Origin of the sequence: Paenibacillus terrae HPL-003, assembly GCF_000235585.1 — a bacterium.
Classification (GTDB): Bacteria; Bacillota; Bacilli; order Paenibacillales; family Paenibacillaceae; genus Paenibacillus; species Paenibacillus terrae_B.
The window spans coordinates 2,694,583-2,709,443 of record NC_016641.1; the positions used below are offsets into that span (position 1 = coordinate 2,694,583).

At 47.6% G+C, this 14,861-nt stretch carries 13 protein-coding genes; 11 read left to right on the plus strand and 2 right to left on the minus strand.

Annotated features, from left to right (window positions below):
• Positions 1–436 precede the first annotated feature (436 nt).
• The 10 genes from HPL003_RS12340 (at position 437) to HPL003_RS12385 (ending at position 11,616) form a co-directional block, all read left to right on the plus strand.
• On the plus strand, positions 437–3,166 hold the full coding sequence (locus HPL003_RS12340) for a beta-glucosidase (protein ID WP_014279986.1): 2,730 nt from the start codon (positions 437–439) through the stop codon (positions 3,164–3,166).
• Positions 3,167–3,294: 128 nt separating this feature from the next.
• A complete protein-coding gene (locus HPL003_RS12345) occupies positions 3,295–4,821 on the plus strand; it encodes a glycoside hydrolase family 30 protein (RefSeq protein WP_043922655.1) in 1,527 nt (508 codons plus the stop codon).
• A gap of 121 nt (positions 4,822–4,942) precedes the next feature.
• Positions 4,943–5,281: an iron-sulfur cluster biosynthesis family protein gene (locus HPL003_RS12350; RefSeq protein WP_014279988.1), complete on the plus strand. Its 339-nt coding sequence runs from the start codon at positions 4,943–4,945 to the stop codon at positions 5,279–5,281.
• A 186-nt stretch (positions 5,282–5,467) separates the two neighbouring features.
• Entirely contained in the window at positions 5,468–6,025 is a 558-nt protein-coding gene (locus HPL003_RS12355; protein ID WP_014279989.1) for an SLOG family protein, read from the plus strand.
• Positions 6,026–6,182: 157 nt separating this feature from the next.
• Positions 6,183–8,048, plus strand: coding sequence for a rhamnogalacturonan lyase (locus HPL003_RS12360; RefSeq protein WP_014279990.1), 1,866 nt, complete (start codon positions 6,183–6,185; stop codon positions 8,046–8,048).
• Between the two features lie 205 nt (positions 8,049–8,253).
• Positions 8,254–8,799 (plus strand): LemA family protein, encoded by a 546-nt coding sequence (locus HPL003_RS12365; RefSeq protein ID WP_014279991.1) that lies wholly within the window; start codon positions 8,254–8,256, stop codon positions 8,797–8,799.
• Between the two features lie 12 nt (positions 8,800–8,811).
• The gene (locus HPL003_RS12370; protein WP_014279992.1) at positions 8,812–9,936 is read left to right on the plus strand and encodes a hypothetical protein; all 1,125 of its coding nucleotides are present in this window, start codon (positions 8,812–8,814) and stop codon (positions 9,934–9,936) included.
• 118 nt (positions 9,937–10,054) lie between these two features.
• Positions 10,055–10,288 carry a hypothetical protein gene (locus tag HPL003_RS12375; protein ID WP_014279993.1) on the plus strand — a complete coding sequence of 78 codons (234 nt, stop codon included), beginning with the start codon at positions 10,055–10,057 and terminating at the stop codon, positions 10,286–10,288.
• 123 nt (positions 10,289–10,411) lie between these two features.
• Positions 10,412–11,278: a DL-endopeptidase inhibitor IseA family protein gene (locus HPL003_RS12380; RefSeq protein ID WP_043922658.1), complete on the plus strand. Its 867-nt coding sequence runs from the start codon at positions 10,412–10,414 to the stop codon at positions 11,276–11,278.
• A gap of 92 nt (positions 11,279–11,370) precedes the next feature.
• Positions 11,371–11,616: an HPr family phosphocarrier protein gene (locus HPL003_RS12385; RefSeq protein WP_014279995.1), complete on the plus strand. Its 246-nt coding sequence runs from the start codon at positions 11,371–11,373 to the stop codon at positions 11,614–11,616.
• 89 nt (positions 11,617–11,705) lie between these two features.
• Here the strand turns inward: HPL003_RS12385 and HPL003_RS12390 are convergent, their stop codons facing one another.
• The gene (locus HPL003_RS12390) at positions 11,706–12,494 is read right to left on the minus strand and encodes a formate/nitrite transporter family protein (protein ID WP_014279996.1); all 789 of its coding nucleotides are present in this window, start codon (positions 12,492–12,494) and stop codon (positions 11,706–11,708) included.
• A 95-nt stretch (positions 12,495–12,589) separates the two neighbouring features.
• Entirely contained in the window at positions 12,590–13,369 is a 780-nt protein-coding gene (locus HPL003_RS12395; RefSeq protein ID WP_014279997.1) for a Cof-type HAD-IIB family hydrolase, read from the minus strand.
• 198 nt (positions 13,370–13,567) lie between these two features.
• Here HPL003_RS12395 and HPL003_RS12400 point away from each other — a divergent pair, with 198 nt between their 5' ends.
• Entirely contained in the window at positions 13,568–14,596 is a 1,029-nt protein-coding gene (locus HPL003_RS12400) for a WXG100 family type VII secretion target (RefSeq protein WP_014279998.1), read from the plus strand.
• The last annotated feature ends 265 nt before the right edge of the window (positions 14,597–14,861 follow it).

Genomic DNA, 14,861 nt, shown 5'->3' on the forward strand with positions numbered 1-14,861 from the left:
CGCTTGGAATTAATGCAATCCCCATAAATCGGCTCAATAACAACTTTGGTCGCAGGTTAGAAATGTTCATATGAGCGCTGGAATGAGTGGGTCGTATGAATCATTTTTTGTGATTTAAGTTAGTTAAAAAATCGTAATATATAAGTGACAAAAATGTAATCAAATCTTCAGTTAACGGAATTGGTAACGCTCTCTTTCTATGAGAATAAATGATGGTCCTAGGTAATGGCTTCCAGAATTTTTCAATGAAATTTTCAGAAATGTACGGTAGGGTGTTGTATGTGTTACTTGAGCCAGTGCGGCTTTTGCTGATTTGCTTGCTTATCCCATGGCTATTGATTCTTGTCGGAGCTCGCAGGATCGAGAGCCTTTGCAAGCCTATGAGAGTTGAATTGGCATTCATCTCATGACCTAACATCAAGGAGGAATTACAAACGTGAAAGTGAAATCAACATGGTTGTTTCGTATGATGATGATGACCGTCATTGTGGCTGTTGTGATCGGACCGATGAATATTGCAGGAGCGGCAGGAAGCCGGACAGATCGGCCCTGGATGAACACGTCCCTTTCGGCTGAAGAACGGACGATGTTGTTGTTGAAGGAAATGACGCTGGAAGAAAAAATAAATTTGGTGACCGGCAAGGTCAACAATTATTATGGATTTTACAATGATCCGATTGAGCGTTTGGGTATCCCGGCGCTGACGATGGCAGATGGTCCTGGCGGGGTGCGTATCGCCAATCCAGACGTTCAGAACAAGCAATCTACTGCGCTGCCAGCTCCAATTGCGTTAGCTGCAACATGGGATACAAAAGCAGCCAAGCAGTACGGTGATTTGATCGGAGACGAGGCTTTTAATACGACTCATAATGTCGTGCTCGGACCTGGGATGGATATTGCCCGTATCCCATGGGGATCGCGGAACTTTGAATCTATGGGTGAGGACCCACTGCTGCAATCGCAAATGGTGACTGCTTATGTCAAAGGTGTACAAAGCCATCCTGTGTTGGCGACTGCGAAGCATTACCTTATGAATAATCAGGAAACGGAGCGCTTCACGACGAATGTCAAAGTTAGTGACCGTGCGTTGCATGAAATTTACATACGTCCTTTTCAGGAGGCCATCGCCAAGGCTGATTTGGGAGGGGCTATGTGCTCCTTTAACAAGGTCAACGGCGAGCCTGCTTGTGAGAACAAGACCCTCTTGACGGACCTCTTGAAGAAGGAGCTTCAATTTAAAGGTTTCATAATGAGCGATTACGGTGCGAACCTGAGTACAGTAGAGTCCGCTAATGCCGGCTTGGACCTGGAAACACCGGGGACACCTTTTGGTAAATGGGGAGATCAGCTACTGGCTGCTGTCAAGAACGGCAAGGTAAGTGAAAAAACGATTGATGATAAGGCTGGGCGCATTCTGATGCAAATGTTCAGCAAAGGGTTGTTTGATCACCCGGTTGAAAATAACCAGATTGATGCTCGTGAACATGGTAAGACAGCCCGCCAATTGGCGGAGGAAAGTATGGTACTGCTTCAGAATAAAAACAATGCATTACCGTTGTCTAAAGATAAGCTTAAATCCATTGCTGTTATTGGTCCCGATGCAGATAACGGCACTGTAGCAGGTGGAGGCAGCTCGTTGGTGAACCCAACCTATACCGTAAGTCCGTTAGAGGGGATCCGCAACCGTGTCGGCAAAGGGGTTACCGTCCAATATGCACCGGGTACGGACCCGATTTCTGCGGGAGACATTATGCCAGGTCCATCGGCTGTGCCATCCTCATTGCTGACCACATCCGACAAAAAAGAGGATATCAGCGTTGGATATGCCACTTATAGAGATGACGAACAGGGACTACGGGGAGAATATTGGACGAACAACAAAATGGAGGGCAGTCCGGTTCTTGTACGTAATGATGGTCAGGTCAACATGAATCTTGGATTTTATAATTATCAGGGCCTTAACGCGAAGTCCCCTAAAGTTCCGAATACGCCAACGACACTTAACGGTTTGATATCGGCGCGATGGACGGGAGCAATTGCAGCACCTAAGGATGGCGATTATGCATTATCTTTAACCAGTTTGGGATCCAGCAAGCTATATCTTGATGACAAGCTATTTGTGGATAATCAGGGCACGAAGCTGGGTACCACGAAGAAAAACATCTCGCTCAAAGCGGGTGAAAAGCACAAGGTGCGGATCGAATATCGTGCCGATTATCCGACAACTGGCCGTGATTCCGGCGGTATGGTTCGTCTGGGCTGGGAGCCTCCGGCAGATACGTCAGACAAGCTGATTGACAATGCTGTGAAGCTGGCGAAAAAGTCGGATGTTGCGATTGTCGTCACACGTACCTATGATAGCGAAGGCTATGTTGAGCGTTCCGATATGGAACTGCCGAACAATCAGGATCGGCTGATCCGTGCAGTTGCCGCGGCGAACCCGGAAACCATTGTTGTGCAAATGAGCGGCAGAGCTGTACAGATGGACACTTGGCAGAATAAAGTTCCTGCCATCGTACAAGCATGGTTTGCTGGTCAAGAGCAGGGGAATGCCGTAGCACGCGTTCTGTTCGGGGATGTGAATCCTTCTGGCAAGCTGCCAGTAACCTTCCCGGTTAACGAGCAGTCCACGCCGGTATCCTCACCAGAAAAATTCCCGGGTGTGAACGGAATAGGTGACTATTCGGACGGTATTTTTGTAGGCTACCGTGGGTATGAGAAATCGAGCATCCAACCGGCGTTCTCCTTTGGACACGGTTTATCCTATACGACATTCGGATATAGCGATCTAAAGGTAAAACAGCACGCGAGCGGAAAGAAATCCAATCGTACAGATTCTATCGAGGTTTCACTGAAATTGAAAAATACCGGAAAAGTAGCTGGAGCAGAGGTTGTACAAATGTACAGCGGCAAGCTTCCGACAAGTGTAGAGACTCCGTCGCGGCAATTGGCAGGCTGGGCCAAGGTCGAGCTGAAGCCGGGCCAAGAGAAAAATGTCCGTATAGAGCTGGACCCGAAAGCCTTCTCCTACTGGGATGAGAAATCCAAAGCATGGGTTATGCCTTCAGGTGAAGTGCCCATTTATGCAGGCAGCTCTTCTCAGGATATCCGTCTGACAGGAAGTGTTACCATTCCGGCAGCATCTACAGGAAAGACAGCGAAGTAACCCCGTTACATTTATTTTAAAATGGTTATATTCAAGAGAGCGCGGGCATATGCACCGGCTCTCTTTTTGCGGTAGGTATGCAAGGGGGAATCCAAGTGAAAGCTGAAACAGAAGGAAGGCTGAGGACGATGAAGAAACCCCAAAAGCAACGACGTTCCAACATGCGGCTGCTCGTAGCTGCAACTGCGATTTTGGTATGTGCTATTCTGATCAGTATCGCTATACGGAATAGCCCTGAGCCGAAAGCAGAAAGCAACGTCAGCATGTGGCTGACGTCACCGGACCCGGCGAATCGCCTGACCGAGCAAGCTCCGATACATTGGAGTAACGATAATGCTAAAGGCAGCACAGTCAACTCGAACGTACTGACGGTTGAGGTGAAGCCGGATATTCGTTACCAAACGATGGAGGGGTTCGGCGCAGCGGTATCCGGTTCATCCGCTTATCTCATGAATCACGGCATGTCTCCGGATCAGCGTGACCAGTTACTCAACGATTTGTTTACCGCGAGCGGTATTCAATTGAGCTATATTCGCCACACCATCGGGGCATCCGATTATTCGGTGGATGAACAGGGACAGCCCAGCAGCTATACCTATGACGATGTGGCATCAGGCAAGGACTATGATCTGAACCGCTTTTCCATTGCCAAGGATCAGGACGTGACGGATGTGCTAAAGCAGATCGTACGCAGAAATTCTGGCCTTCGGATTATGGGAACCCCGTGGACTGCGCCGCCCTGGATGAAATATGGGGAGCAGACCTACAATGGCTGGTATTTGGACTATAACGATCCGCGCGTCTATTCCGCATATGCTGACTATTTTGTACGTTATATCCAGGCTTATGCGAACGAAGGCATTCCGATTCAGGCGATTTCCATTCAAAATGAGCCAGAATTCACCACGTCCAACTATCCCAGCATGAGTATGGGGGCAGCCGAGCAGGCAAACTTTATTAAGCAATATTTGGGTCCTGCCTTAAGTCGGAACCAATTGTCCACCCAGATTATTGCTTTTGACCATAACTGGGATACCGGGAGTGATTATGCCCGCACAGTGTTGGGAGATGAGCAAGCCCGAAGCTATACGCACGGCACGGCCTTTCACTGCTACAAAGGAGAGCCCACAGCGATGACAGACGTGCATAATGCCTTTCCGAACAAGGCTGTGTACATGACAGAATGCAGTGGGGGGCAGTGGAGCCCGGATTTTGGGGATAATTTGAGCTGGGATATGTCCAAGCTGATCATCGGCGCTCCTCGGAACTGGTCGCAAAATGTCCTGTTTTGGAACGTGGCGCTTGATCCATCCGGCGGCCCGACAAATGGTGGCTGTACCAACTGTCGCGGTGTGGTTACCATTGATCCATTGAGCGGTGCCGTTACGAAGAATGTGGAGTACTATGCGATTGGACATGCCAGCAAATTTGTCCGCCCGGGTGCGGTACGTATTGATTCCACGCATTACAGCGGAAGTATTGAAACGGTCGCCTACCGTAACCCCGACGGTACCCTTGTCCTGATTGCGGCTAATACGGGAGCAGACGAGCGGACTTTCAAGGTTCGGCAGGGAAGCAAAGTCTTTACCTGCAAGCTTCCTGCCAAATCGGCAGCTACCTTTCAATGGAACTCTTCGGCTTCCTTCAAAAAGTGAGTGCAGTCACACAAGTACATTGAAAAGCTTAACTATAATGTACACATATACATCGTTTAAATTTAGCCCTTTTGGAATCGGCGCTTCCAAGCATTCATATATAAAGGAGAAGAATAGCCTCATGGATATACAATTACAGTTGGACCCCTTGTCAGTTGAACGATTAGCAAGCGCGCTTTCAGCACAACCGGGAGTATTTAAGCTGTTTTATGACACAGAGGGCTGCGGATGTAACGGCGTAATTGTCATCTTGGTAGTCACTGCGCCCGATGCTACCGATATACTCATTCAGTCCGAGCCCTATCCTTTTCTTGTAGACCGGCAGCAGGAGCAGCAATTTGACAGCAGAATGAGGCTTGAGGCAGACCCTAATTATCCGTCGTTTAAATTGAGCAGCGATGCGGGCCTATTCAGCAGCAACATTAGATTGAAAGATGTGCGTGTGTGTAATACAGACTAAAGACTAAATCAGTATTGACACGAAACTAGCAGCGAATCCAAAAAGACGAACCTCATCCACCAAACATGGATCGAAGTTCGTCTTTTTGGACATATCACTCACCTCTCCAAAGAACTAAGTTATGTAGTGGCTTCCTTGTAAGTGGTACAATAGCCATTATGATCATTCGAGAAGGACGTTGAGAAGATGAAAAACTTGCTCGTTTCGGGCTACCGTGCCCATGAATTGAATATTTTCAGCCAAAAGCATGAAGGCATTCCATATATCAAAAAGGCGATCACAGGCAGGCTCATTCCCCTGATTGAAGAAGGACTGGAGTGGATTATTACCCCTGGTCAGTACGGGGTGGATCTATGGGCCTGTGAAGTGGCAATTTCACTAAAGCTGCAGTATCCTCACTTAAAATGCTCCATTATGTTGGCCTATCAAAATATGGAGGAAAAGTGGAAGGAGGATAAAAAGGAGTATTTTCAGCAGATTTGTGAGGGAGTTGACTATGTGGGAGTCGTCAGCCGCCAGCCTTATCAGGGAATATGGCAGCTCAAGGCACGGGATGAACTGCTTTTCCGCAAAACCGATGGTTTATTGCTCGTTTATGACGAGGATGCCGGGGAGGGCAGCCCACGTTTTATGAAAGAAATGGCATTAAAAAAACAACAGGCAGAAGGCTATCAATATATCAGCATCAGCTCAGAGGATATCCAAAGCATAGCGGATGAAGAACGATTATTCATGGACCTCTGATTTTTAAAGCATTAGCTCGGATTTTTGAACAAAAAGGGAGAATTCGTCCCTTTACTTTTATGTAAGCGCTATCATAGAATTTAAACAACAATAATTTATCAGTCATATAAAATAAATTTATTGAAAAAACAAACCATGAAAGGAGTTAAGGATTCAGATGAAAAAAAGATTTCGGTATACCGCGTTGCTCTGTCTCGGTGTCATTTTGTGTGGGACAGCCACCCCGATGGATAGCCAGGTCTCTGCTGCATCTACGAGGCAAATGGAAAAGCTGAACCGGGGAGCCGTCGCTGTCAAGGTGCCGGAGGGCGTGCTAGTGAGCTGGCGACTGCTGGGCACAGAAGCAGATTCGGTCAGCTTCAATCTGTATAGAGGGACAAGCAAGGTCAATGATGCGCCGATTACGACGAAAACCAACTTTCTGGACAAGGCAGGCACAACCTCATCTTCGTACACTGTTCGTGCCGTAGTGAATGGAGCAGAACAGGCTGCTTCTCCGGCAGTGAAGGTTTGGAGCAACAACTATCTGGATGTTCCCATCCAGCGGCCAGCGGGCGGTACAACCCCGGATAATGTAAGCTACACGTACAATGCCAATGACGCCAGCGTAGGTGATCTGGATGGGGATGGCGAGTATGAGATTGTGTTAAAATGGGACCCTTCCAATGCCAAGGACAATTCACAATCCGGCTATACGGGAAATGTATTTTTGGATGGCTACAAGCTGGATGGAACACGCAAATGGCGAATCGACCTGGGCCGGAACATTCGGGCTGGAGCGCACTACACGCAATTTCTCGTCTATGATTTTGACGGAGACGGCAAAGCGGAAATCGTATGCAAAACAGCAGACGGCACTAAAGACGGCACAGGTGTAACCATCGGCAACGCTTCGGCGGATTATCGTAATGCCAGTGGTTATATTTTGGACGGGCCTGAATTTCTGACCGTGTTCTCGGGCGATACGGGCAAAGCACTTAGCACGATTGACTATTTGCCGCCACGGGGAACGGTATCCAGTTGGGGAGATAATTATGGCAACCGAGTGGACCGTTTTCTCGCCGGGGTTGCTTATCTGGATGGCGTACGGCCGAGCATTGTTATGGCACGGGGGTATTATACCCGAACGGTTCTGGTCGCGTACGATTGGCGTAATGGTAGCTTGAATCGACGTTGGACCTTTGATAGCAACAGTTCGACCAATGCCGGAACCGCCGGACAGGGAAATCATAGCTTGAGCGTGGCTGACGTGGATGGAGATGATAAGGATGAGATCGTGTACGGCTCGCTAGTGGTGGACGATAACGGAGCGAAGCTGGTCAACACGAAGATGGGACACGGCGATGCACTTCATGTCGGGGATTTGGACCCGGACCGTTCAGGATATGAGGTGTTTAAGGTAAATGAGGACAAGAATGCGACTTATGGCGCTGCCATGTATGACCCGCGTAATGGCAATATTTTATGGGGCGTAAATACAGGCAAGGATACCGGAAGAGGCATGTCGGCAGACATTGACCCGCGTACAAAAGGAAACGAGCAATGGGCGCCGGGGATCGGTGTGCGTTCGGCTAAAGGAGAGCTTATTACGAATACGCTCCCGTCCTCCATTAACTTTGGAATTTGGTGGGATGGAGACCTGCTGCGTGAATTGCTGGATCATACCTCGTCAAGCGCTGGTAAAATCGACAAGTGGAACTATACCAACTCGACCACTTCCAATTTGCTTACGGCGACAGGCACCAGCTCCAATAACGGAACGAAAGGAACACCGTCCTTGCAGGCCGATCTGTTCGGCGATTGGCGCGAGGAAGTGATTTGGCGCAAAAGCGACAATTCGGCGTTGCGTATCTACGCAACACCGTATGAGTCAGAGTATCGCTTTTATACACTTATGCATGATCCGTTGTATCGTCTGAGTATAGCGTGGCAGAACGTGGCCTATAATCAGCCGCCACACACTGGGTTTTACCTGGGAGAAGGGATGTCCAAGCCCGCGCGGCCGAATATATACACCCCTTGATTTGTAGGTTGGTTTGAAGGTCGAAATGAAACGCGAATGAACAAAAACAGAAAGGGCTCCGGGTTGATCGGAGCTCTTTTTGTCATGTAATTATTTAGTAGATTGGATCAGGTGTGTTATTCATATTCTCGCAGGAATCTACCGATAAAATACAAAGTAACACACATTTTCTATGAATGACAACAATAGAAGGAGCGCATGACGAATGGGAAAAAAAGTGTTGATTGGTTTTGCTATATTTATGGGCGTCATTATTTTATTTTGCGTGATTACGGTAGGTTCGATCTGGAGTCACCGAAATACGGCTGTGAAGCTGGAAGGAAGAATTGAGGCTCAATATCTATCGAACCAGTCCAATTACGATAATATGTGGAAGAAATTCAAGGAAATGACGCAGGTCACGGATTTACAGGCTGGACAGGTCAAAGAGGTATATACCGGGATGATTACCGGACGATATAATGATACGAATTTGCTTTATCAGGCGGTGCATGAACAAAATCCCCGTTTGGCTACATCTGTTTATACGGATCTTCAGCGTGAAATTGCCGCTAGCCGCCAGCAGTTTGATAACAACCAGAAGCAAATGATGGATATCGTTCGGGAATATAACACGTATATCAAGGTACATTTTATTATGGCTTCCCTGACTAATATGAAAACATATGATATGTCCCAATATATCGTAACTTCAGACCAAACCGAAGATGCTTTTACCAAGAAGAAGGCGGATGAAATCCGTCTGAAATAGGGGGATCATTTTATGTATTGGTTTATCCCTCTCATCATATTCGTGGGATTGATTCCAGTGAAGCTACTGACCGGGACTCGCTGGAAAACAATCATTTGGACTGCTATTTTCAGTGCTGTATTGACGGCTGTGACCATCTATATTGATTTCCGAATAGAGACATGGGATACCGAGGTATGGTCTGGCAAAGTCACAGATTGGCACCATAAGGAAGAATGGGATGAGTGGCATCCGCCTAGGAAAAGCTGCAGTAAAGACAGTAATGGTAAAGAGAAGTGTACGAGACATAGCGGCTACTGGGAGCATCATCAAGCGGAAAACTCCATTTATACCACAGATGATGGATGGATTCGCGTGTATCGTGCGCCTGATGGCAGCACGTTTGGGGATAGCTGGCCCAACAATACCGCAACACTGAAATGGTTCTGGCCCTATGGCACACCGAGTGCTTCGACGCATGATTATCTGAACAAAGTACAGGCTTCCTATTCCATTTTCAGACATAAAGATATAGATGTGGAGCAATACTCTGACCTGCCGGAATATCCCAAGGCTGTGCTTAATTATATTGATATTAACCGTATTATCGGTCAAGTTCCTAACAAAGCAAAGGCATTACGTATGTTGGCGAGTATGAACACTGAATTGAACAAGCCTGTACCGAACCCGGAAAAACCGGGAAAAACGAAGTCATGGAAGCAGGTCAATTTGATTTTTGTTAATGTGGGCTTGAATAAAACACAGGACTATGGCTTCGCGCTTCAGGACAAATGGGAAGGCGGGAACAAAAACGATTTTGTCGTAGCCTTCTCTACCAACGAAAACAATGAACTGCTATGGGTCTACCCGTTTTCGTGGAGTGAAGTGGAACTGCTAAAAATAGAGATCCGTGATTACATGATGAGCGTACACCAGCTCACCGATTTTGTACCCATTGTCAAGAAGGTAGGGAATTTGGTGGCAGCCCGCTTTGTGCGCAAGTCTTTTTCCGATTTTGATTATTTGCAGATTGATATTAGCTTGGGAGGATGGGTTTCCATATGCGCTCTTAATCTGATGCTGGTGGGCTTGTACTGCCAGAATGTTATGGAGCAAAAAAGAGAACGACAACTTCGAGAGCGGGGAGTTACAGGCTAGATGAAGCCTCACCTTTGCAGCCTTCTTTTTCAGAAGAGAGCCAACGTATGATTTTCATAAAAATGGGAACATTAGTTCTTATTAGTGAAATATATGTATGAAAAAGGAGGCGGGATATGTGACTTCTCTAACGACCGAAGGTATGATTGCGCTCGTAACCAATGTCGGATTCCCTGCTGCATTAAGTCTGATTCTGTTAAAATACATCCTTGTCACCCTCAGCCGCAGATTGGAGCAGCTTGACCGGTCTGTTAAACAACTGTCACGATCCCTGGAAGAGGTGGAGGCAAAGCAGGTGAAGCAGTCAAAAGAACCGTGCCCGACAAATACGGACAAACTTCGTGCAGAATGAACAAATAAACGGAAATAGAAACAATTTAGCAACCCAATTGTGGTAGGAGATTCTTATAATAGAAACGTCTGCAGTTTATGCAGGTATATGATTATGGAGGTGCATAGAATAATGAAAACAGGTATGAAAATAAATACGAAGCTGTCCGCGCTGTGCATCGCAGCAGCACTTATGAGCGTGGCGCAGGCCGCAGCAGCCGCGCCCGTCGTGACCGCTCCGCCGGAAGCGACGCAACCGGGCGTTGCCAGTCCGGCCGCAGCCGCTCCGGCCCAGGTGCCAGCACCAGCAGCATCTGCGTCGGTTACGACGCCGGCCCCGGCACAAGCGCCGTCGGTTCCAGCTACATCGACCCCGGCCGCAGCCGCAGATTCCGCCAAAGCCACTACACCAGCAGCTCCGTCTGCGCCAGCACCGCGTCCATCCACGTCGGTAGCGCCAGCGGCTGCTCCGTCCGTACCGTCGACTGCGAAGCCGTCGAAGCCACAGCAGCCGTCCACTTCGACGCCAGCAGCGGCTACCAGCGTGAAGCCGACGCAGCTGGACAAGCTGAATCACGAGAGCGCCATTCCGCTCGTGCTGGAGGCGCAGTCGCGTTATCTGTACGCAATCAGCGGTGGCAGCACGGTGGGCGAATCGTTCCAGTGGAACGGCAAAAGCTACCGCTACCTGTCCGAGGACATCGGCACCAAGACCAAGCTGATCAGCTATCTGACGCAGGCCTACACCAAGCAGGCCAGTGAGCAATTTGTCAGCAAATTTTTCGTTGAAGTCAACGGAAAACTAGCTCAGTTGGATGCAGATGGTGGTAACCTGCTGGAGTTCAATCGGGCTACAGCGAAAATGGTAACGATGACTCCGGTTAAGCGCAGCTATCTGCTGACTGTGCCTTATCCGGCAGGAACCAAGCAGGCGAACGAGAAAATCACCGTGAATTTTGAAAAGGTCGGCAGCTACTGGAAAATCAGCTCCGCGCCGCATGTCATTTTCTAAATTAAGATTTTGCAACGTTATTCATAAATGGGGTAAAGTGAGGTTGAGGCTTGCTTCGTAAGTCCCAATTCAAGGCAGGGGAGTGCTGTGCAATGATGACACCCATCAAGGTAAAAGACGTTAAGGATATTGAAAAAATCAATCAAATCGTTTCGAATTACACCTATGATATTTGGATTCATGGCAAAAGCGGCATGGCAGATGCCAAATCCATTTTGGGCATGTATGTGCTAAAGCTGGATGAGCCGCTGACTCTGGTGGTGCCCGACACCGTCAATCCCAAAAAGCTGTTTAAGGAGCTGGAGGAATTTATTCATTTTCCTGCTCAAGAAGGATAACAGACAAGTGAACACATGTAGACGCTGCATGTTCAAATTAAAAATAATGCAAAGAAGCCGTGGAATGCTTAGATTCCACGGCTTCTTTTTTAATGCTCCTCCTCGTCCAAAAACGGGAGATTCACCGAATAGTACATCACACCCATCAGCAGCACACCGCCAACCAGATTCCCGAGCGTAACCGGAACGAGGTTATGGATCACACCAGCAACAGAGACCGTACCTGGATGGTCCAGCACGAGCGCAATGGCGAAAGTACACATATTAGCTACACTATGCTCATATCCCGAAATGAAAAAGCAGAACACGAACAGCATCATCGCAAACATCTTCGCGCCATTTTCCTTCATAAACATCGGAACAAAAAAGGCAAGGCAGACCAGCCAGTTACACAAAATAGCTCGAAAGAACAGCTGCATTGCGGGCGCTTCCATCTTGTGCTCCACCACGTTCAGCAAAAAACTGTTCACATTGGAGGACTCAAACAGCCCAGTTAAGTAAATAAGGAGTGCGAACACCCCGGCACCCAGCAAATTACCGCCATAGCTGGCAGCCCACAGCCGAAGCACCTGTCCCCAGCGGAGCTTTTTACGGAGCGCAGCATAGGTGTAATAAAAGGTGTTGCCTGTAAACAAATCACCGCCGCCGTAAGCGATCAGAATGATGGCCGCCCCGAACGTGAGCGCTGCCATAGGATAAGTGAATGGAGAATGCTCCATGTAAAAAAAGTTGCCCGTCTTGAACGCCACAATAACGCCGAACCCGATGAACATACTCGCCAGCATGGAACGAGCCAAATACCGGAGCAGGCTTTGCTTGTAAATTTTGTACTTCTTCATGGCTAGCTGTTCGACATTGCGTAAGCCTTCCGTCTCCATATCCAACGACAACCCCCTATTTTCTCGGATGTAAGTCTTTAAACAGACCTTATTTTTCCCGAAACATTGCCCAATCAGTCAGCAATCCTGTTAGCTTACAATAAACCAAGCTTTTGCAGCCCGTACAAAATGCCGTCTTCATCTGCGCGTTTTGTGACCATTTTAGCTGCGGCTTTGGCTTCATCACAACCGTTACCCATTGCGACACTATTATGTACAGCCGTCAGCATTTCCACATCGTTCAAACCGTCGCCAAAAGCGTATTGATTCTCATCGGCAATGCCAAGTCTGGACGTAATTTCGAGGATGCCCTTTGCTTTGGAGCCAGCGTGAGGAACAACGTCCACAGAACTCGGATGCCAGCGTACAAAGTCAAAAGCCTTGAATACCGCTTCATAGAAGGGTTCTTCTTCTACCGTACACATCAACAGCGTCTGATAAATATCTCTTCCCTGGAAATAAAGCGGATCGTATCCAACCGAAAGCTGGGCCTTGAACGTTTGAAGCGATTTTTTTACAAGCTCATCGTTAGGAATATTAGCCTTCATATTGGCATGATCCATATATACAATAGCATGATTATGAGTGAGGGCCAGATCAGTCATCGCTTGCAAAGCTTCTCTGTTCAACGGATTGGTAGCAACCACTTCTCCCCGAAGCACGACATATTGCCCATTAAAGCTGACGTAAGAGTCAATTTCCAACTGCTCACGGATTTCCTTGAACATAAAAGGTGCGCGTCCTGTGGCAATGGCTACCTCATGACCTTGCTCTTTCAAAGCAAAGACAGCCTTTTCAGCCGTTAGTGGCATTTTTTTGTCATCGTCCAGTAATGTACCGTCGATATCGAAAAAGATAATTTTTTTATCTGACATGTTCTTACACCTGACTTTCAATAATGTATTGTCGAAATGAACTCATATGGATTCATTATATCAAAGGAACTGCTTCTGAATACACAAATACGTATAAATCCTCATGAATGTCTGACTTCTATAGCTTACAATATGAAATAAGGATTACTGTAAAATAGAATGCCTATCTCCTATTTTCATAGACGGGATGTGATCATCATGACGAAAATCCAAGTCACACCGGAGCAGTTGGATAGCGTGGCCTCCCAATTTGCCAATGCACACGGAACACTGAATAACCAGTTAAACGGCCTGGATAACACTATGAACAACCTTCACAGCCAGTGGGACGGTATGGAGAGAAATCGCTTTTATAACGATTATCGGACGGCTAAATATACGCTTTCTTCCGTGTTAAACAAGGTTCAATCCATTGAAATTGAGCTGAAAAGCATTGCCTCGAAGTTTAGAAATGCGGATGACAATCCGCGTGGCTTCTGGACCGCGCTGGCGGCGGCTATGAGCGCTAGTGCAGCGCTGGAGGGCGGTGGAGAAGCTGGAAACCATGCTGGGGATGCCTCCAAGTCGCCCAAAGACATAGATGATTGGAATCAGGCTGACGCCGATAAATACCAGCAATATGAGAAGCTCCTGAAAGATGCCGAGGCGATTGGAGACAAGCAGGTCATGCAGAAAATCCACGACCAGATGAACGTCCTGCGGCTGCAATATGAGGATTCGGTTACCCGTACAGATTACAATACAGGAGAAACGTCCAAGATCACATCCGATTCTCTCGTCGCCGTCACTGAGCTGACGGGTAAGGATGGTACGAAAACGGATATAACTATAGATAAAAAAGGAAATGTTGTCAGCTACGAGCAAAATAACGACAAATACGATTACTGGGTCCAAGAGCATACCCAATCGGCCGGAGAGCACACTCTGGGTAAAACGGCCCAGACCGTCACCGGGTATGGAATAGGTCTTATTTTGTCGCGTGGGACTGGCGTTGGTGGCGCAGGTTCGGGCATTAGTTCCAGCGCAGCCTCCGGCTGGGGAGAGCACGTCGTCGGCATCGGTGGCGGCATGATCAGTGACAAGGTGCTATTCTCTGTACCAGATGAAGGCGAAACCCGCACCATGATCTACCGAACCGACAAGGAAACCGGACATATCGAAAACATGATCATCGTCACCAAAGGTGAGAATGAAATGGAATACCGCTATTGGGAGGACTATAACTAGAAGTGGTCCAGGGTTTGAAACGACATTAGCAACGCAAATAGGAGTATCTATACAATCTACAGTCTTTTTTTCTGGAACAGGTGAGCGGCAGTTGGAAACTGTAAAACTCGCTAGCTGGAGAAGTCTGTAGATTTTTTTGTTTATTCTTCCATATTAAATATGGTTTGTAAAAATTGCTGTCAAAATAATAGAAAGCTTAGATAATGCAAAACAGGTAACCTCATTAAACTTGTCCTTACGCTATGATTGATTAAGTTCGAATTTG

Excerpts from the sequence above, each read along its gene's own strand:
- HPL003_RS12350 (WP_014279988.1), top strand. The coding sequence starts at position 4,943 with ATGGATATACAATTACAGTTGGACCCCTTGTCAGTTGAACGATTAGCA.
- HPL003_RS12390 (WP_014279996.1), bottom strand. The coding sequence starts at position 12,494 with ATGGAGACGGAAGGCTTACGCAATGTCGAACAGCTAGCCATGAAGAAG.
- HPL003_RS12400 (WP_014279998.1), top strand. The coding sequence starts at position 13,568 with ATGACGAAAATCCAAGTCACACCGGAGCAGTTGGATAGCGTGGCCTCC.
- HPL003_RS12380 (WP_043922658.1), top strand. The coding sequence starts at position 10,412 with ATGAAAATAAATACGAAGCTGTCCGCGCTGTGCATCGCAGCAGCACTT.
- HPL003_RS12385 (WP_014279995.1), top strand. The coding sequence starts at position 11,371 with ATGATGACACCCATCAAGGTAAAAGACGTTAAGGATATTGAAAAAATC.
- HPL003_RS12345 (WP_043922655.1), top strand. The coding sequence starts at position 3,295 with ATGAAGAAACCCCAAAAGCAACGACGTTCCAACATGCGGCTGCTCGTA.
- HPL003_RS12395 (WP_014279997.1), bottom strand. The coding sequence starts at position 13,369 with ATGTCAGATAAAAAAATTATCTTTTTCGATATCGACGGTACATTACTG.
- HPL003_RS12360 (WP_014279990.1), top strand. The coding sequence starts at position 6,183 with ATGAAAAAAAGATTTCGGTATACCGCGTTGCTCTGTCTCGGTGTCATT.
- HPL003_RS12355 (WP_014279989.1), top strand. The coding sequence starts at position 5,468 with ATGAAAAACTTGCTCGTTTCGGGCTACCGTGCCCATGAATTGAATATT.
- HPL003_RS12365 (WP_014279991.1), top strand. The coding sequence starts at position 8,254 with ATGGGAAAAAAAGTGTTGATTGGTTTTGCTATATTTATGGGCGTCATT.
- HPL003_RS12370 (WP_014279992.1), top strand. The coding sequence starts at position 8,812 with ATGTATTGGTTTATCCCTCTCATCATATTCGTGGGATTGATTCCAGTG.